This is a genomic window from Streptosporangium sp. NPDC002607 (assembly GCF_053592655.1).
Genome location: NZ_JBSFWD010000078.1, coordinates 14643 through 32566, shown reverse-complemented (window position 1 = coordinate 32566; position 17924 = coordinate 14643). Strand labels below are relative to the sequence as shown.

Sequence of the window (17924 nt, the reverse complement as noted above, 5' to 3'; positions counted from 1 at the left end):
CGGGGCGCCGCTGGCGCGGATGGAGATGCGCATCGCCTTCCCGGCCCTGCTGCACCGCTTCCCCGGCCTCGCCCTGGCCGACCCGTACAAGCAGGTGGACTTCCGGGTCTTCAGCATCGTGTACGGCGTGCACTCGCTGACGGTGACCTGGTGAGCGGACAGCCGCCGAGAGCCGACACCTCACCCACCCGGCACCCGACCACCAAACGGCGCAGCAGTGGCTGGCGCACCTGGAGGAGCTCGCCGGGCAGCTGCGCGAGGGCGAACTGGGCCGCCAGCACTGGCACCACGCCAAGCTCTACAACGCGATGCTCGATGCCTTGGTCGACCTCGGGGCGGCCTGGACTACCTCGGGGTTGGGGAACAGCGGAACAGTTGTTGGCGGTGAGAAAGATCTTGTTTCTCGTTGTGGCGGTGAGCTGGTCGAATGCGAAAGGGGCAGGTGGTCAGGGGCCGCCGACGTGAGGGCCGGGGTCCCGAGGACACCGCTAGGTCGGCGGCGGCCGGGTCCCGCAGGGCCTGCAGGCCGCCGCCCGCAGGGGCAGAAGGGCAGTTGAGGGCTGATGCACCGCCTGCTCCAGCGCCAGCGCCGACGGGCGCCGGTCGGCGCCCTTGCGGCGCTTGAGCGTCGGCTTGCCGCCCTCCAGCGTCAGGTCGGTGTTGGCCGGGTAGCCCGCGTCGACCTCGGCTGCGGTCGTGGACAGCTGGCGGCGGTAGTACGCGACCAGCGCGGACGCCTCGGCCGGGATTCCGGCCTGCTCGCAGAACTGTGCGGCCAGCGGCTCGCACTCTTCCCAGCTCATGAGCTGGGCGCTCAGGTTGGCGTAGGAGTCCGAACCGGCCACCGCGATGTCACCCGAGCGCAGCTCGGCGGCCAGGTGGGAGAACACGCACGCCATAACCACTATGCCGCACACACATCTGCGGAACGCAGGGACCACCCCACCGGTCAATATCCCCCACACTCATCGGCCACCCTCAGTACATATGGGAAAGCACAGGGTTACGATCTCTCTGTGGCAGACGAGAGCTATGACGTGATTGTGATCGGGACCAGCCAGGGCGGCCGGTTCCTCCCCCTCGATCTGGCGAAGGCAGGCAAGAAGGTGGCGCTCGTCGAGCGCGACCACCTAGGCGGCGTCTGCGTGAACACCGGGTGCACCCCGACCAAGACGATGGTCGCCAGCGCGCGCGTCGCCTATCAGGCGCGGCGCGGGGCGGAGTACGGCGTGCGGACCGGTCCGGTGTCGGTCGACCTCGCCGCCGTGCGGGAGCGCAAGCGGGGGATGGTCGCGGGCGCGCGGGAGAACTACGCGAGCCGCCTGGCGCAGGACGGGGTCGACCTGATCGAAGGCGAGGCCCATTTCACGGGGCCCAAGACGGTCGAGATCGCCCTGAGGGACGGCGGGACGCGGGGGGTCAGCGCACCGGTGATCGTCATCGACACGGGCAGTAGGCCCAAGCTGCTGACGATCAGCGGCGCGCAGAACGTCCCTGTCCTCGACTCAACGTCGATCATGGAGCTGGGCGCGCTCCCTGAGCACCTGATCATCCTCGGCGGGGGCTACATCGGGCTGGAGTTCGGGCAGATGTTCCGCAGGTTCGGCAGCGAGGTCACGATCGTCCAGACCGGCCCGCGCCTGATGATGATTGAGGACGATGACGTCTCCGACGAGGTCGCCGCCATCTTGCGCGATGACGGGATCACGGTCCTGACTTCGGCGACGACGGACCGGGTCGAGGAGGCAGGCGGCGGGCGGGTGCGGCTGACCGTTCGCACGCCGGACGGCGAGCGGCAGGTCGAGGGCTCCCACCTGCTGTCGGCCATCGGCCGCGTCCCCAACACGGAGGGGCTCACGCTGGCGGCGGCCGGCATCCGGCTGCGCGACAACGGCTTCATCGAGGTCGATGAGTACCTGGAAACCTCCGTCCCCGGCGTCTACGCCATGGGGGACGTCAAGGGCGGCCCGGCCTTCACCCACCTTTCCTACGACGATTACCGGATCCTGCACGCCAACTTGCTCGGCCGCGAGAAGGCAAGCACGCGGGACAGGATCGTCCCCTATACCGTGTTCATCGACCCGCAACTCGGCCGCGTCGGCATGACCGAGCGGCAGGCCAGGGAGCAAAACCGCGCGGTCCGCATCGTGAAGCTGCCGATGAGCGCCGTCATCCGGGCCCTTGAGACCGGGGAGACGCGCGGCTTCATGAAGGCCGTCATCGACGCGCACACCCAGCAGATCCTCGGCGCCGCCGTGCTCGGCGCAGAAGGCGGCGAGATCATGACGATCATCCAGGTCGCCATGCTGGGCAAGCTCCCGTACACCGCCATGGCGAACGCCATCTTCACGCACCCGTTGCTGGCGGAGGGCCTTAACAGCCTCTTCATGACGCTCGATGCCTAGTTCGGGGTTGAGGAACAGCGGAACGGCTATTGGCGCAGGCGGTGATGCCCCTTCTCCACGCGCCGTCGCACCACGCCGTCGGCTCCGGTCACCCCCAGGACCGCCTCCCCGTCATAACGGGCGCGGTGCACCTGCTGCCGCTCGCGCAGGGCCCGAAGGTCAAGGTGGGCCGATTCCTTCGGTGCGAGCCTCGTGGACGGTGCCGGTTCGCGGGTCCTTCACCATCATGGCCTTGACGGGTTCGAAGAGTACGACGGGGCTGGGGTTGATGGCTTTGCCGTCTGACCCGCCGCGCCGACCGCTCCTCTGCCGTACGGCCGGGTGCGGCCCGGGTCCGGCGGTGGATCTGGCCGTACGGGCTCATCGCCGAGCCGCCGGGGACGGTTCATCGGGTCGCTCCCGTCCCGAGCGCGGCGAGGGCGGCGGCGAAGCGGGACGAGGGCGCCTGGGCCGCCACTGCCGCGGCGTCGCCGGCGGTGTCGACGTCCCGCAGGAGGGGCAGCATCCCCACCGACAGGCCCGTCGTACGCAGCCGTGACAGCTGGGCGGCGCCGGTCGTGGGCTGCGACATCGGCACGCCGAGCAGGAGCGCGGGGTCGGGCCGGCGCAGGCCGAGCAGCCAGAACCCGCCGTCGGCGGCGGGGCCGAACACGGCGTCGCGGGTGGCCAGCGCGGCCAGCGCGCCGGCCAGGAGCGCGGGGGTGACCTGCGGGGTGTCCATGCCGATCAGGACCACGGGCAGCGGGTGGGCCCGGTAGGCGTCCTCGAAGGCGGCGGCGAGCCGCTCGTCCAGCCCGGTGCCCCGCTGCGGCAGGACGGCGAAGCCCGGCGGCAGCCAGGGGCCGGTGCCGCCGCGCAGTGCCAGCACCCGGTGGCGCGCCGGGGCGTCGGCCACCGCGCCCAGGGTGTCGGCCAGCGCGGCGGTGGCCAGGAGCGCGGCCTCGGCGGGGGTGAACGGCGGGGTGAGCCTGGTCTTGACCTGTCCGGCCACTGGTTCCTTGGCGATGACGACGATCTGGCCCCCACCGTCGATGTCGTCGACGACCCGGCATGGGAGCGGATCACGCCGTCGGTCTCCCGCCGCGCGGGGCGCGCCGGGCCGCCCGCGGTCCCGGGCGTGCGCGGCCTGCCACATCCTGCTCCGATCGCCGGTCATCTCGTGCCGCCCCGATCGCTCAGGACCTTGCGCATGTCGCCGACCGCGCGCAGCGTGCCGCGTACGGTGCCGGTGACCTTGGACCGCCCGGCGCGAGGCAGGTAGTCCACCCCGGTCTCGGCGATCCGCCAGCCCCGGTCGGCCGCCCGCAGCACCATCTCCAGCGGGTAGCCGAAGCGCCGGTCGGCCAGGTTCAGGGCCAGGAGGTCCGTGCGGCGGCAGGCCCGCATCGGGCCGATGTCGCGGAGCCTCGTGCCGGTACGGCCGGCCAGCCGCCGGCCGAGGAAGGCGTTGCCCAGCCGCGCGTGCAGCGGCCAGGCCGCTCCCGGCACGGGGACCCGCCTGCCGAGCATCAGGTCGGCGTGACCTGAGACGACCGGCCCGGTCACCCGTGGAAGCTGGCCCGGGTCCAGCGACGCGTCGGCGTCCATGAAGCACACCACCTCGCCGGTCGAGGCCAGCAGTCCCGCATGACAGGCGGCGCCGAACCCGCGTCTGGGCTCGCTCACCACCAGCGCTCCCAGTTCGGCCGCGACACGCGCCGATCCGTCCGTGGAACCGTTGTCCACCACGATCGGCCGGTAACCGTCAGGCATCCGCCCCAGCACCCACGGCAGGGCCGTCTCCTCGTCCAGGCACGGGAGCACCACATCGATCTTCATGCTTGAGACGCTAAGGTCGACAGGGCCTGTCAACCCTTATCGGGTGGTGACGTGTCGCGGAAAAATCCCAGCTCATACCTAATGTAGGAGGGTGATCACACACTTCCGGCGGCGGGTCAGGAGCCTGCGTGCGGAGTACGGCCCGTCACGGGCGGGTGCCGGTCCCGACGGCCGCCGGAGCGGGCCGGCGCTCGTCGTCTGGGCCTCGCTCGTCGTCGCGGCGTTCGCCGCCGGGGCCGTCCTGCACGCGCTGGGCATGCTGCCCATCGACCACCTGCCGCCCCTGCACGGGCACTTCCGCACGCCGCCGCCCTCGCTCACGGCGCCCCTGCTCCTGGCCGTCCTCGCGGTCGCCGCGCTGCCCGCCCTGACCGCGCGGCTGCGCTTCGGGGCGGCGCTGCTCGTCGCGTACGGCACGGCTCTGGCGTGGACGGTGCTGCTGGCCGTCTCCGGCGAGGGGCTGGCCCGGCCCCTCACCGGCCCGTACGAGTACCTGGCCGTGCTGCCCGCGGTGGGGGACGATCCGCTGGGCTGGCTGGCCTCCTTCACCGAGCGGCTTCCCGGCTATCCCACCCATGTGCGGGGGCACCCGCCGTTGCCCGTGCTGGTGCTGTGGGTCCTGGCGAGGGTGGGGCTGCCCGGTCCGTTCTGGGCGGCGGTGCTGGTCGTGGTGGTCGGGTGCTCGGCGGTCGTGGCCGTCGCGCTCACCGTCCGGCGGCTCGCGGGAGAGGAGATCGCCCGGCTCGCGTTGCCCTACCTCGCGCTGAGTCCGGTCGCGGTGTGGATCGCCACGAGCATGGACGCTTTCTTCGCGGGGGTTGGCGCCTTGGGGGTGGCCCTGCTGGTGTGCGGGGGCGCCGGGGGCAGGGCTCGCGTTCTCCCGGGGGTGGCGGCCGGAGTGTTGCTGGGGGCCCTGCCGTATCTCAGCTACGGCCTGGTGCCCTACCTGCTGATCCCGGTGGTCGCCGCCTTCGCCGCGCGGATCTCCCGCGCGACGGCGCTCGCCTGTCTGGCGGGGGCGGCGGCGGTCACGGCCGCCTTCGCCGCGGGCGGCTTCCTGTGGCCGTCGGGGGTGCTCGCCACCCACGCGGAGTGGGCCGCCGACCCCGGCGCGGCCCGGCCCTACCTCTACTTCCTGGTCGCCAACCTGGCCGTGCTGGCCCTGCTGACCGGCCCGGCGACCGCCGCGGGCCTGGTACGGATGACGCCCGGCGGCGTGCGCGCCCTGGTCGCGGCGGCGATCGTGGCCGTGCTCGCCCTCGACGTCAGCGGGGTGACCAGGGGGGAGGTCGAGCGCATCTGGGTTCCCTACGCCACCTGGATCGTCCTGGCCGCCGCCTGGTCGCCGAGGTCGCCGAGGTCGCAGGGGGCGCAGGGCCGCCGGTGGCTCGCCGTCCAGGCCCTGACCGGACTCCTGCTGCAGGGCCTCGTCATCTCCCCGTGGTGATCCACCGGACTCGTGTGCCGGTATCCGCCGCGACAGCCCGGTGCGCCCGGGACGGGTCATGGCCGCCGAGGGCGGGAGCATGGACCCGGCGTACGCGATGTCGCCGTGGTAAAGGTCAGCCCAGGGGCGCCGCGGCGAACTCCCGTATCCCCTCGGCGAACCCGATCTCCGCGCGAAACCCGAGATCACGTGCGGCGCGGTCGGGGGCGGCGACGATGTGCCGCACGTCGCCGAGGCGATACTCGCCGGTGGTGACCGGTTCGGGACCTCCGTGCTCGGCCGCGAGAGCGGAGGCCATCTCCCCGATCGTGCGCGGTTCGCCGCTGGCCACGTTGCAGGCCGTCAGCGCCCCTCGGGGGGTGACCGCTCCGAGGGCCGCGAGATTGGCGCGGGCCACGTCCCCGACATGCACGAAGTCACGCCGCTGGCGGCCGTCTTCGAACACCCGGGGGGCCCTGCCCGCCTCCAGCGCGGATCGGAAGATCGCCGCCACCCCGGAGTAGGGGGTGTCCCTGGGCATCCTCGGCCCGTAGACGTTGTGGTAGCGCAGCGCGACCACCGTGCCGCCGACCTCCCGCACCCAGTTGGCGGCCAGGTGCTCCTGGGCGAGCTTGGTCGTGGCGTAGGCGTTGCGGGGGTCCAGGGGCGCGTCCTCGTCGATCACGGCCGGGGTCAGCTCCGCTCCGCACCGCGGGCAGCGGGGCTCGAACCCGCCGCGGGCGAGATCCTCCCGCGAACGCGGGCCGGGCCGGACCCGGCCGTGTCCCGGGCAGTCGTAGGCGCCCTCGCCGTACACCACCATCGACGAGGCCAGGACCAGCCGTCCCACATCGTGTTCCGCCATGGCCGCGAGCAGTACGGCGGTGCCGTACACGTTGACCGACGCGTAGTCCGGCAGATCGGAGACGTCGGCTCCGAGGCCAACCTTCGCCGCCTGGTGGACCACCGCGTCCATTCCGCGCAACGACCGGGTGAGCAGCTCGGTGTCACGCACGTCGCCGACCAGGTGCCCGGCCCGGGGCCGGAGGTCGAGACCGGCGACCTCGTGGCCGGCCGCCTCCAGCAGCTCGGCCACATGGCTTCCGATGAACCCGGCCGCGCCGGTTACCAATACCCTCATCCCGCCGACGCTATTGCCTGATCCGGTGGCGGCCGGAGAACGGCGCGAAAGTTCACGGCCCGTAAGAACTCCGCGGCGGACGCGTGTCGACCGGTTACGCGCCCCATACGCCGGTCCGGCCGGCCGCCTGCGTCCCTCCCCGCGCCGTCACTCACCCAGCCGCCCCGGTCGTCTTCGGTGACCGGGCACTCCTTGGCGAACACGCCTCGATCACTGTCAGATCAAGATTTATAACGGTAAGTTATAATGCTCAGAAGGGCCTTTCCTATCGGAAACAGGACTCAGAGCCTCATGTCGGGCTGTTTGTGTGAGCGTTCCTCCGTTTCGCGTCAGGCACTGACTCCGGGGGTGATCCGTGTCAGATCGACCGTCGCCAGGACCCGCTCAGCACGATGGTGAGCCCGTTCCGAACCCCGGCCGGAAAACCATGCGCCCGGGCCGAGGCCTCACCGAGTGGTTGCGCGAACATCCGCCGCCCGGCCCGTTCCGGCCGGAGTTCTGGCGCAGCCCGCTACGCGGCCCGTGGCTGACCTCGGTGTTCGGCATCGTGCTGCTGGTCGGCATCCCCATCCTCGCGATCACAGGGCTGCTGTCGTACGCCGCTTACAATCCCCGGCTGCCGGGCAACGACATAACCCCCGGCAAGGGGCTGCTGGGTTTCTATCTCTTCGACTGGCCCACGCATCCGGTGTGGCTGTACCGGCTCACCCAGGGAGTGCACGTCATCCTCGGGCTGACGCTGGTGCCGGTGCTGCTGGCCAAGCTGTGGTCGGTCATCCACAAACTGTTCGCCTGGCCGCCCGCCCGCTCCCCGGCCGAGGCGGTGGAACGGGCCAGCCTGCTGCTCCTGGTCGGCGGGGCGGTGTTCGAGTTCGTCACCGGCATCCTCAACATCCAGCTCTTCTACGTGTTCCCGTTCTCCTTCTACCCGGCGCACCTGTACGGTGCCTGGATCTTCCTGGCGGCGTTCGTGGTCCATGTCGCCTTCAAACTGCCGCGGATGATCAGCGCGCTGCGATCACGCGGCTTCCGCCGCGAGCTGCGCACCGGCCTGGCCGACACCCACCCCGAACCGCCCGATCCCGACGGTCTGGTCGCCCCCGACCCGGCGGCACCCACCGTGTCCCGGCGCGGCCTGCTCGCCTTCGTCGGCGGCGGCTCGATGCTGATGTTCGGCCTGTCCGTCGGCCAGACCATCGACGGGCCGCTGCGGCGCACCGCACTGCTGGCCCCCCACGGGCGCGTCTACGGCCCGGGACCGAATGACTTCCAGGTGAACAAAACAGCGGCCGACGTGGGCGTCGACATGGCGGGGATGGGCCCGCAGTGGCAGCTCACGCTGATCGGGCCGCACCCGGTGCGACTGTCCCGCACCGACCTGCTGGCGATGCCGCTGTACACCTACCGCCTGCCGATCGCCTGCGTGGAGGGGTGGTCGACCGAGCAGACGTGGACCGGCGTTCGCCTGGCCGATCTGGCGCGGCTGGCCGGAGCGGCGGTGGGCGGGGTCGACGTCTTCGTCCGGTCCCTGCAGATGGGGGGCGTGTTCAGCCACGCGTCGCTGAGTGCCCGGCAGGTGGCCGATCCCCGTTCCCTGCTGGCGCTGCGGGTCAACGGCGCCGACCTCTCCCTCAACCACGGGTTCCCGGCTCGGATCATGGTCCCGAACGCCCCCGGTGTGCACAACACCAAGTGGGTGCGTCAGCTCGACTTCCTGCCGGCGGATTCATGAGGTCCCGGGTCCGTGACCTGCGCCGGCGGGCGACCACCCGCTACGGCGCCGACCCGTTGCATCTGCTCGCGCTGCTCGCCTGCTTCGCGCTGGCCGGTTACGCCGCCAGCCGCGTCGTCGTCGCGGGCATCTGGGTGGGATTTCTGGTGTGGTTCGTCGGCGCCGCGATCGTCCACGACCTCGTGCTGTTCCCCCTCTACTCCCTCGCCGACGTCGCCGCGCGGTCGCGCCGGTGGCGTCCCCGACCACGGCCCGGCGTCCGGTGGCCGCCGATGACCAACTACCTGCGCGTACCGGGCGGTCTGTCCGGACTGCTGCTGATCGTCTGGTTCCCCCTCATCCTCGGGGGGTCCTCGCGCACCTACCGGGCGGCGGTGGCATTGGACACTAGCCCGTACCTGGGACGATGGCTGCTGGTGACCGGCGTGCTCTTCGCCGGATCGGCGATCGCCTACGCCGTCCGGCTGCGACGAGACAGAGCCCCCTCCGTACGAGGCAAGATCTCCTCCGGACCGCCAGGCCCTCCCAGGCCGTCAGGCACCCCTGGCCCGCCTGGACCATCCGAACCACGTGCTCCTCCTGAGCCTCCGGGGCCGGGGGCTGTCCGGTGAACGGTACGACTCGATCGTGATCGGTTCGCGCCGGCCGTCCCGATGCGGCGACACACTCACCCCGGGCGGACAAGCGCGCGAAGGACTTCGGGGCGCCTTGGCGGGCGAACCCGCGCCGCTCGGCGTCGACCCGCTGCGAGACACGGCCCGGATCCCGGGAAACGGCGCAGGCGAAGCAGGTACGGTTGGGCGACCAGAACATCGTTGTCGCATCCACCTGGTTACCACACCCGGTGGATGCGGCAGAACAGCAGGTCAGAGGGTCAGGGTAAGGCTCCGTACCACCGACGGCAGTGGGGATCGGCGCTCCGGGCCACGGGCACCGGAGGTGGCGGTGGAGGAACACCCGCGTGGAAACGGTCGGCGACAGACCGATCGCCAGCCCACTGAGAAACGCGCTGTCACGGCGAAGCCGGGCATGTTCCTCAGCGACAGCGCCTTCGTGCCGACGCTGTTCTCGCTCTTCCCGCCGGTGCGAGGCAAGGGCGTGCCGTCGCGGGCGCGAAGGGCCGGCACCTACCTGGCCGCGCGGGCCATGCCACTCATTCGCGTCCACGCGGCCAGGCCGTCGTTTCACCTGCGGCGGCGTATCGCCCGGAGGGGCATCGACCCGCTCGTCGTCCTGGGCTCGCACACGGTCGCCGGGGCGTACGCCGTCGCCGTCGGCGGCTGAAGAGGCGCCTTGGACGGCCTCGGCGACGCCCTGATCGGTGACTGGCACCGTGCCGCCTATGCCGCGGTCAAGGCGCTGGCGTTGTTCCTGACCGCCGTGGTGGCGTTCCGGCTCACCGAGCGCCGGACGATGGCGGAGTTCGCCCCGTTCGACTGGGTCGCCGCCGTCGCGGTCGGTGCCATCGTCGGGCGTACGGCCACCGCGTCCGACGCCTCGTGGCTGACGGGAGCCGCGGCGCTGCTGGCCCTGCTCGTCGCCCACTCGGCCGTCACCAGGCTGCGGTTCCTGCCGGTCGCCAGCCGCCTGATCGACCCGCCGCTGCGGATCCTGATCCGTGACGGACATGTCAACCGGCGCGACCTACGCCGCTGCGGGCTCACCGAGGCCGACCTCGAGGCCGTGCTGCGCCGGCACGGGCACCACGACCCGACGGGCATCCACCTCGCGATCTTCGAGGCCAAGGGCGCCGTCTCCATCCTTCCGCATCCCCCGGCCGCCCCGGTAGCCACGACGCCCCCACCGGGTGCCGACGGGTAGCACCAGCCGCCGCCGAACCTTGGATTGACCGCACACGACCGGAAGGAGAGAACATCCACGATGAGCACGGCCTACGCAACCGAATGCTGGCTCACCCCAAGCGCCAAGGCCAACCCCTCGCCGATCCACGGCAATGGCCTGTTCGCCATCGAACAGATCCGCCAAGACGAGGTGATCATGCGGCTCGGCGGACAGCTGATCAACGATGAGGCCCTGACCACCCTCACACCGCCCTACAGCAGCCTGACCGTCGAGGAGAGCGTTCACCTGCTTCTCGATCCCGCCCATCCGGTTCGCTATGGCAATCACTCCTGCGAGCCGAACCTCTGGCACCGCGACGCAACCACCGTGATCGCACGACACGACATCAACCCCGGCGATGAACTGACCATCGACTACGCCACCCACACCGGCGTTGCAACATGGTCGATGGCCTGCCGCTGCGGCAAGGTCCGCTGCCGCCGCACCGTGACCGGCAACGACTGGCAACTGCCCCAGCTCCAGTCCGCCTACGGCACTCACTGGAGCCCGCCACTACTCGAACGCATCAAAGCCGCCACCAGACACAGGCATTCAGACAGTTGGAATACCTGACGTCGCCAGAGCTGTCCTCCGACAAGGACAAGGAAGACGCCCTCAAGCTGATCACGGTTGACCGCTGACCGTACGCCTGCCTGCGGGAACGGGCGTCAAGATCGACTCATGGCCGGTTTTACCCGTATCTCGGCTGGACCCGAATATCAGTAATCAACTGATCCCGGGGCGTGAACACCCAGGATCGTCAACCCGCCGGACGACAGTCTCGGAGTGGTACCACGACTCGCCTTCAGATCATGGCCGAGTGATCGCTAAAAGAGACCGACATCCGGTCCCTGTCCGTGGCCACACGTACCTGGCCGTTGACAGGTCCCATTTCTCACTGTCGAAACCACCGGCCCGTCTCAATCCCTACGACTATCCGATCAGCGACCCCTACGAGAATCTCCTGCTGCCCTCCACTGCTCGCTGGGCCGGGGTGGCCTCGTGTCGCCGGGTCCTGCGCGTCGCCCGGTGCCGCTCCGGGAACGGCTGACCGTAGAACGGCCTTGGGTTCCGGCGAACCCAAGGGTGCACAACCTCCCAGACCACCCCAACAGCCTGGGCTCGGCCCTTGGGATCGCGGGAACTCTGGGGGTAGCCGTAGTTGCCGCCGAAAATCGGGCGGATATCGCTGGCCGGCGATGATGCGGCCGGTTGGCCGTGCCGATCAGGTGCTCGCCTGGAGCATGGCGAAGTCGGCGTGGGCCTGCTCGTCGCGCGGGGGCGACCAGATGGTGGGCGTCATGACCCGAGCACCGGCCGTCCTGGATTGCCGCAGCAGGCATCATGCCGTGGTAAAGATCACCGTCCACTTTCAAGTGCCTCCGGCCCGGTGGCACGATGTCTCCACGGTCCGGGAGTAATTGCCAGCACGGTGCCGATCGGCACCGTCGCCCAGGCCGCCAACACCGCGAACGCCGCCCCCGTCGGCATGTAGTCCTGTGGGGACTGATCGAGAAGCTGCATCCCGGCGACCAGCGGCAGGAACCTACCGACGTTCGATCCGCCGGGAATACCCATGAGGATCACCGGTAGCACGAACACGATTGCGATCAGCACCACGGCCGCAACTGCTCCGCTGCGCAGCAGGGCGCCGAGCGCCAGGCCGACGAGAGCGGCCATCAGCAGCATGAGCGCCGCCGCACCGATTCGCTGCCAGGCGCCCGTGGGCAGGAACGACGGATGGAACGGGGCGGCCACCAGCCTGCCGTACACGTAGCCGATGGCCCCGATGAGCACGAATGCAGTCAGGGCCGCACCGGCCAGCACCACCACCTTGGCCAGGAGGACGCCCCTGCGTGACGGCATGGCGGTGTAGGTCAGGCTGATCATCCCCGACGCGTGCTCGCCCGTCATCGTGATCACGCCGAGCATGCCGATCAGCAGCGCCGAGAGCATCACCCCGACGAAGACCACCGCCCACACCCGCAGCCCGGCCTGGCCGGCGTCGAGACTTGAAAGGCTCGTTACCCCCGTGGACACGGTGAGGACCAGCGCGCAGCCAACGCTCGCCGCGAGGGCCCACAGGGTCGAGCGCAGCGTCCGGAATTTCAGCCACTCCGCAGCCAGCACGTTCATGACATGCCTCCCACAGCCTCGAGATAGACGTCCTCCAGCGACGTACCAGGCCGGATGAACTCGGCCGTGGGCACGTCGGCCACCAGCCGCCCGCGGGCGATAACGATCAGATGGTCGGCGGTGATCGCCATCTCGGACATCAGGTGACTCGACACCAGGACCGTGCGTCCCTCGGCGGCCAGCGACCTGAGCAGGTCCCGCGTCCACCTGACACCCCCGGCGTCGAGCCCGTTGATAGGCTCGTCCAAGATCAGTACAGGGGGGTCGCCCAGCAGCGCCGCCGCGATCCCGAGCCGCTGCTTCATGCCGAGGGAGTAGACCCCGATCCGCTTGCGCACTCCGCCCAGCCCCACCCGCTCGAGCAGGGGTGCGATCCGGTCGCGCGGCAGGCTGTTGGAGGCGGCCAGCCAGCGCAGGTGCTGGTCGGCGCGGCGCCCGCCGTGCACCGCGGTCGCGTCGAGCAACGCACCGACCCTGGTGAGGGGCTTATCGATCTTCTGATACGGCAGGCCGTCGACCAAGGCACGCCCCGCCGTGGGGCGTTCGAGCCCGACGATCAGCCGCATCGTGGTCGTCTTCCCCGCCCCGTTGGGCCCGAGGAAGCCGGTGACCCGGCCGGGGTGTACCTCGAAGGAGAGGTCATCCACGGCCTGGTCGCGTCCGAAGTGTTTGGTGAGACCGGCAATTTCGATCATGCCTTCGACGATCCTCCGTTCGGCGCGGTTTCCGCGTCTGCCACAGGTCCGATGCGGTATCGGACTCTGGTCCGATGCGCGGACCCGGGCCACCGGTCTACCGTCAAGATGTGCCTGCGACCGAGATCCGCCCGCCGCTGCTCAGCCGGGTGCCCTGCCGGGCCTGGGTGCTGCTCGACGGCCTGTGGGCGGTGGGGGTGGGGCTTTCCTACGTGGCGTTGGTGACGTACCACGGCACGGGATGGGTGGGTGTCGTCTCGGCGCTGGCCACGACGTTGCCGCTGGCCGTACGGAGAATCTGGCCGCGCAGCGTGTTCTGCCTGGTCGCCGCTTGCGCACTATGGATGCAAGCACTGATTCCAACCGGAGCGGAGCTCCTGGCTCAGCCCATGGCCCTCTACATGGTCGGGCGGTTGGTCGGCGGCCGGTGGGCGGGCGGCGCGCTGGCGATGGCGCTTGCGGTGGCGGGGATCGCGCTGCTCCAGCCTCCGATCGACCGCACGATGGTCATGCAAGCCTTGCTGGCGGGCGGGGTGCTGGTGGCGTTCTGGGCAGCTGGGCTGATGATGCGCGAGCGCGGACTCTACATCGAGCGGCTGGCCGCGCACGCCGAAGAGCGTGTCAGGACGGGGGCGGCCGAGGAACGTCTGCGCATCGCCAGGGAACTACACGACATCGTGGGGCACAGCCTCAGCACGATCGCCGTGCAGGCGGGGGTCGCCGAACACGTGGGCAGGCCGGAGGTGATGTCCCGGGCGCTGTACTCCATCGGCGAGATGACCCGGTCGGCGCTGCAGGAAACCCGGCGTGTACTGGGCGTCCTGCGCGAGGACGGCGAGGCCTCGCTCGCGCCCGCCCCCACCCTGTCCGACCTCCCCGAGCTGGTCGAGCGGACGCGGGCGGCGGGGATCCACGTGAGCCTGTCCGTCACCGGTGACGTACCACATGAGCTGGGACTGACCGTGTACCGAATCGTCCAGGAAGCGCTGACCAACGTGATCAAGCATGCCGGGGCCGGTCACTCCCGCGTGACAGTGGCGCAGGAGGTGGATGGCACACGGGTGGAGGTGGTCGACGATGGGCGGGGAGGTGGGCCGGGGACGTCTGGCCACGGGCTGGCCGGGTTGCGGGAGCGGGTACGCATGTTCGGCGGCGCCTTCGAGGCGGGGCCCCGGCCGCTCCACGGCTTCCGCGTGTACGCCTTGCTTCCACCACAGGACGCGACTGAGCGCCCGAACCGGACGCAGAGCCAGGTGACGCCGGGACGCACGGCGTCGGCGGAGGAGCAATGACCACGCGGGTGGTGGTAGCCGACGACGAGGCGCTGGTCCGAGGGGGCTTCCGGCTGCTCGTCGACAGCGCGCCAGGTCTGTCCGCGGTCGGGGAAGCGGCCACCGGCAAGGAGGCGGTGGAGATCACCCGCCGCGAGCGACCCGACGTGGTGCTCATGGACGTGCGCATGCCTGTCATGGACGGTATCGAGGCGACCCGCCAGATCTGCTCTGCGCAGCCGGAGGTTCGGGTTCTCATCGTGACCACATTCGACCTGGACGAGTACGTCTACGGCGCGCTGCGCTCCGGCGCCGCGGGCTTTCTGCTCAAAGACACCTTGCCGCCTGACCTGCTCCAGGCCATCCACGTGATCGCCGGAGGCGAGTCGCTGCTCGCGCCCACCGTCACCCGGCGGCTCATCGAACGCTACGTGGCCCACGTGCCCCCACCCCGGCATCTGCAGATCACCGACCGCGAGCGAGAGGTGCTCGTCCTGATCGCCAAAGGCCTGTCCAACCAGGAGATCGGCGCCGAGCTCTACCTCAGCCACGGTACGGTGAAAACACACGTCGGCCACCTGCTGGCCAAGCTCGGCGCGCGCAGCCGGGTGCACCTGGTGATCGCCGCCTACGAAGCGGGATTGGTGCCCTGACCCTGCCCTAGGTGTTCTGTCTCGGGAGGTTGTGGACGGGTACAGGGCTCGACCCAGGGATCCTGCGGCGCGGTGTTTCGGTGGGTCTTTCGCTCCGGTCACGTCGGCGGCCGCCTGTCGGACCAGGGGATCGCCGACATCGTCTGCGGCGTGGCAGGGCGGGCCGGGCTGGGTGAGGCCGACATTCGGGCACACAGCCTGCGTGCCGGGGGTGCGACCGGCGGTGAGCCTTGTTTCATGAGTCGTCACCCATGAAACAAGCCGACCTCCGCGTGTGGACACCACACGCCACCCCTCCGCCGGTCGGTCAGATGTGTCGTCACTCATGGCCAACCCGTAAATGATCTCAGACCCCGACATGGCCCTGCATCACCGCAGGTCAAGGGCATATCCGACGAAAGTTTCGTCAGGACTACTGGGACCCCTGGTGCGCGCGGCGGCTGCCGTCGCCGAGTCGCGGGGCATGGGGGCGGCCGCCGAGGCGCCGCGGGGAGGGCGAGCTGTCGCAGGGGCGGTGACGCGGGGGCGCGCAAACGCCCGGCGAGCCGGTCCGGCCCAACACGACAGGCCGATGCCCGCACCGCCGGTTCGTCTACGTGTCTCCGACAAACGCGGCACTGGACCTCAAGTTCACGCCGGGGGTTTCCCCCCACTCACCAGGTCAGCCGTGGTTGACCCGCCAGAAGTCGGAGACCGTCTGGCGATTCTGCATGTCCCCGAGGAGTCCCTTGGGGTCGGTGTGGAAGAGCTGCGCCTTCCAGTCGGGCAGCCCGGGTGGGGTGACCAGCGGCCTGACCGTGTCGTTGCCGGAGATGCCGCCCTCGCCGATCTCGTGCTTGACGCCCTCCTCGGTCATGATGAAGTGGACGTACAGCTTGGCCGCGTTGGGGTGCTTGCTCTTGGCGGCGATCGCGACGTACTTGGGGTAGCTGAAGCCGACGAACGGCGCCATCCCCTCGCACGTCGCCTGGGTGTACCCCTTGTCCTCGTTGTTGCGGAACTTCGAGATCGACATGAACCCGATCTTCTTGTCGGTGGCGCTCGGCGCGCCCACCGCGCCGGAGATGTCCTCGTCGGAGCCGGTCAGCACCGGCTTGTTGCCCGCCATCCGCTTGATCCACTCATAGGCGGCGCTCTTCTCCCCGGTCTGCAGAGCCTTGCCGTACTTGGTCTGGTACGCCTGCTCCAGCGCCTGGTTGCCGTGCGCGTCCAACTGGGTGAAGAAGGACAGCACGGTCGGCTTGCCCAGTGGGTCCTGCATCACCAGCTTGCCGGCCCACTCCGGCTCGGTCAGGTCCCACACGTTCTTCACCGGGCACCCTTCCGGCGACAGCTTGGTGTTGTAGGCGAAGACCGTGGCCTTCGACAGCGCGAGCAGCGGGTTCTGGTTCTCGGCCGGGATCTGGTCCGTGAGGTCGGCGGGCACCCACGTCTGCGCCACGCCCTGCGGGATCAGCTGGCCCACCAGCACCCCGCCGTCCTCGTACATCGCCGCGTCGATCGTGACGTTGTCGGCGGCGTGCTCCCTGATCATCTTCTCGGCGGTCTGCGGGGTGTCCGATTTCACCCCTTCCATCGTGATGCCGTACTTCTTGGTGAACGCCTTGGCCACCTCCTCGATGTCGCCGCTGGAGTCGTAGACCAGCACGCTGCCCTCCTTCTTGGCGGCGGTGACCAGCGCGTCCAGGTCGAGGTTCGCGTCGAGCGAGGGGCCGGGCAGCGGCTTGGCGGTCGTCACCGGCGCCCCGTCGCCGGTGGCCGTGGAAGGCGCGCAGGCCGCGGCGGCAAGCGCCAGCAGCGCCGTAGAGATGATCTTCCTGGTACGCCTCACGGTAGCGTCACTCCTCTTGCCCATCGGGGTCGTAGGCGCCGCCCAGAGCCCCGACTCGGCGCCGCGATGGGCTCAACAATGAACATCACGTGAATAGCTTGTCAAGACATTCTTACCTTGATGGGATGTCCGACACATTCTCGTTACCGGATGGGCGGCCCGGCGAGCCGGCCTGAGCCGACCATTGGTCAGGACATTCTGACGTCAGATACCATTTGACCGTGACTGCGACGAGATTGGACATCGACCTCGACCGGTCGAGCCCTGTCCCCCTGTACTTCCAGGTGGCCGAGCGGATCGCGGAGGCGATCCAGACAGGCGAACTGCTACCGGGATCCCGGCTCGACAACGAGATTCAGCTCGCCGACCAGCTGGGGCTTTCGCGCCCGACCATCCGCCAGGCCATCCAGTACCTCGTCGACAAGGGGCTGCTGGTCCGCAAGCGCGGCGTCGGCACCCAGGTCGTACACGGCCAGGTCAAGCGGGCGGTCGAGCTCACCAGTCTCTACGACGACCTGCGCAGGGCAGGACAGAAGCCGATGACCCGGGTGCTGTCCATCGACACGGTCGCCGCCGAGGAGAGCGTTGCCGAGGCCCTCGGGGTCGCGCCGGGCGCCGCGGTGCTCCGGCTGGAGCGGCTCAGATACGCATCCGGGGAGCCCCTCGCCCTGCTGCACAACTGGCTGCCGCTGGGATTGACGCCCCTGTCGGCCGAGGCGCTCGAGGAGCGCGGACTTTATGAGCTGCTGCGCTCGGCCGGCGTCCGGATGCGGGTCGCGAACCAGCGGATCAGCGCCCGTGCCGCCACCCCGGCCGAGGCGCGGCTGCTGAACGAGCGTCGCGCCTGCCCGCTGCTCACCATGGTCCGCACGACCTACGACGACCAGGGCAGGGCCGTGGAGCACGGCTCACACGTCTACCGCGCCTCCCACTACTCCCTCGAGGTCACCCTTGTGGAGCGCTGAGCGCGTCAT

The 17924-nt window shown here is 70.1% G+C and carries 16 protein-coding genes and 1 pseudogene; 10 read left to right on the top strand and 7 right to left on the bottom strand.

Annotated features, from left to right (window positions below; genetic code table 11):
• Positions 1–488: 488 nt before the first annotated feature.
• Positions 489–890, bottom strand: a complete 402-nt coding sequence (locus tag ACWD3H_RS43795; protein WP_451959223.1) for a hypothetical protein — start codon at positions 888–890, stop codon at positions 489–491.
• Here ACWD3H_RS43795 and ACWD3H_RS43790 point away from each other — a divergent pair.
• Entirely contained in the window at positions 879–2405 is a 1527-nt protein-coding gene (locus ACWD3H_RS43790; RefSeq protein ID WP_451959222.1) for a mercuric reductase, read from the top strand. The two genes, ACWD3H_RS43795 and ACWD3H_RS43790, sit on opposite strands and share 12 nt — an antisense overlap.
• A gap of 385 nt (positions 2406–2790) precedes the next feature.
• On the opposite strand, the gene ACWD3H_RS43785 is transcribed toward ACWD3H_RS43790, so the two are convergent.
• Both ACWD3H_RS43785 and ACWD3H_RS43780 read right to left on the bottom strand, forming a co-directional pair.
• Positions 2791–3561 carry a TIGR04282 family arsenosugar biosynthesis glycosyltransferase gene (locus ACWD3H_RS43785; RefSeq protein ID WP_355558783.1) on the bottom strand — a complete coding sequence of 257 codons (771 nt, stop codon included), beginning with the start codon at positions 3559–3561 and terminating at the stop codon, positions 2791–2793.
• On the bottom strand, positions 3558–4223 hold the full coding sequence (locus ACWD3H_RS43780) for a glycosyltransferase family 2 protein (protein ID WP_451959221.1): 666 nt from the start codon (positions 4221–4223) through the stop codon (positions 3558–3560). The genes ACWD3H_RS43785 and ACWD3H_RS43780 overlap by 4 nt, the downstream gene beginning before the upstream one ends.
• A gap of 91 nt (positions 4224–4314) precedes the next feature.
• Between ACWD3H_RS43780 and ACWD3H_RS43775 the strand changes: the two genes are divergently transcribed.
• Entirely contained in the window at positions 4315–5670 is a 1356-nt protein-coding gene (locus ACWD3H_RS43775; protein WP_451959220.1) for a hypothetical protein, read from the top strand.
• Between the two features lie 115 nt (positions 5671–5785).
• On the opposite strand, the gene ACWD3H_RS43770 is transcribed toward ACWD3H_RS43775, so the two are convergent.
• Positions 5786–6790, bottom strand: coding sequence for an NAD-dependent epimerase/dehydratase family protein (locus ACWD3H_RS43770; RefSeq protein ID WP_451959219.1), 1005 nt, complete (start codon positions 6788–6790; stop codon positions 5786–5788).
• Between the two features lie 427 nt (positions 6791–7217).
• On the opposite strand from ACWD3H_RS43770, the gene ACWD3H_RS43765 reads away from it, so the two are divergent.
• The 5 genes from ACWD3H_RS43765 to ACWD3H_RS43745 all read left to right on the top strand — a co-directional run bounded on the left by ACWD3H_RS43765 (position 7218) and on the right by ACWD3H_RS43745 (position 10937).
• Positions 7218–8522, top strand: a complete 1305-nt coding sequence (locus ACWD3H_RS43765; protein WP_451959218.1) for a molybdopterin-dependent oxidoreductase — start codon at positions 7218–7220, stop codon at positions 8520–8522.
• The gene (locus ACWD3H_RS43760) at positions 8519–9133 is read left to right on the top strand and encodes a hypothetical protein (protein ID WP_451959217.1); all 615 of its coding nucleotides are present in this window, start codon (positions 8519–8521) and stop codon (positions 9131–9133) included. Before ACWD3H_RS43765 ends, ACWD3H_RS43760 begins: the two co-directional genes overlap by 4 nt.
• A 418-nt stretch (positions 9134–9551) precedes the next feature.
• Entirely contained in the window at positions 9552–9806 is a 255-nt protein-coding gene (locus ACWD3H_RS43755) for a hypothetical protein (protein WP_451959216.1), read from the top strand.
• A 9-nt stretch (positions 9807–9815) separates the two neighbouring features.
• Positions 9816–10343: a YetF domain-containing protein gene (locus ACWD3H_RS43750; RefSeq protein ID WP_355628916.1), complete on the top strand. Its 528-nt coding sequence runs from the start codon at positions 9816–9818 to the stop codon at positions 10341–10343.
• Between the two features lie 60 nt (positions 10344–10403).
• On the top strand, positions 10404–10937 hold the full coding sequence (locus ACWD3H_RS43745) for an SET domain-containing protein (protein ID WP_355558804.1): 534 nt from the start codon (positions 10404–10406) through the stop codon (positions 10935–10937).
• Between the two features lie 786 nt (positions 10938–11723).
• On the opposite strand, the gene ACWD3H_RS43740 is transcribed toward ACWD3H_RS43745, so the two are convergent.
• A complete protein-coding gene (locus ACWD3H_RS43740; protein WP_451959215.1) occupies positions 11724–12500 on the bottom strand; it encodes a hypothetical protein in 777 nt (258 codons plus the stop codon).
• Positions 12501–12553: 53 nt separating this feature from the next.
• Positions 12554–13195 (bottom strand): annotated as a pseudogene (locus ACWD3H_RS43735) (ABC transporter ATP-binding protein); the annotation flags it as partial.
• Positions 13196–13305: 110 nt separating this feature from the next.
• Here ACWD3H_RS43735 and ACWD3H_RS43730 point away from each other — a divergent pair.
• Entirely contained in the window at positions 13306–14487 is a 1182-nt protein-coding gene (locus tag ACWD3H_RS43730; RefSeq protein ID WP_451959214.1) for a sensor histidine kinase, read from the top strand.
• The gene (locus ACWD3H_RS43725; RefSeq protein WP_355558813.1) at positions 14484–15119 is read left to right on the top strand and encodes a response regulator transcription factor; all 636 of its coding nucleotides are present in this window, start codon (positions 14484–14486) and stop codon (positions 15117–15119) included. Before ACWD3H_RS43730 ends, ACWD3H_RS43725 begins: the two co-directional genes overlap by 4 nt.
• Before the next feature lie 661 nt (positions 15120–15780).
• Here the strand turns inward: ACWD3H_RS43725 and ACWD3H_RS43720 are convergent.
• Positions 15781–16950 (bottom strand): ABC transporter substrate-binding protein, encoded by a 1170-nt coding sequence (locus ACWD3H_RS43720; RefSeq protein WP_451959213.1) that lies wholly within the window; start codon positions 16948–16950, stop codon positions 15781–15783.
• A 221-nt stretch (positions 16951–17171) separates the two neighbouring features.
• Between ACWD3H_RS43720 and ACWD3H_RS43715 the strand changes: the two genes are divergently transcribed.
• On the top strand, positions 17172–17915 hold the full coding sequence (locus tag ACWD3H_RS43715; RefSeq protein WP_451959212.1) for a GntR family transcriptional regulator: 744 nt from the start codon (positions 17172–17174) through the stop codon (positions 17913–17915).
• Positions 17916–17924: the final 9 nt, after the last annotated feature.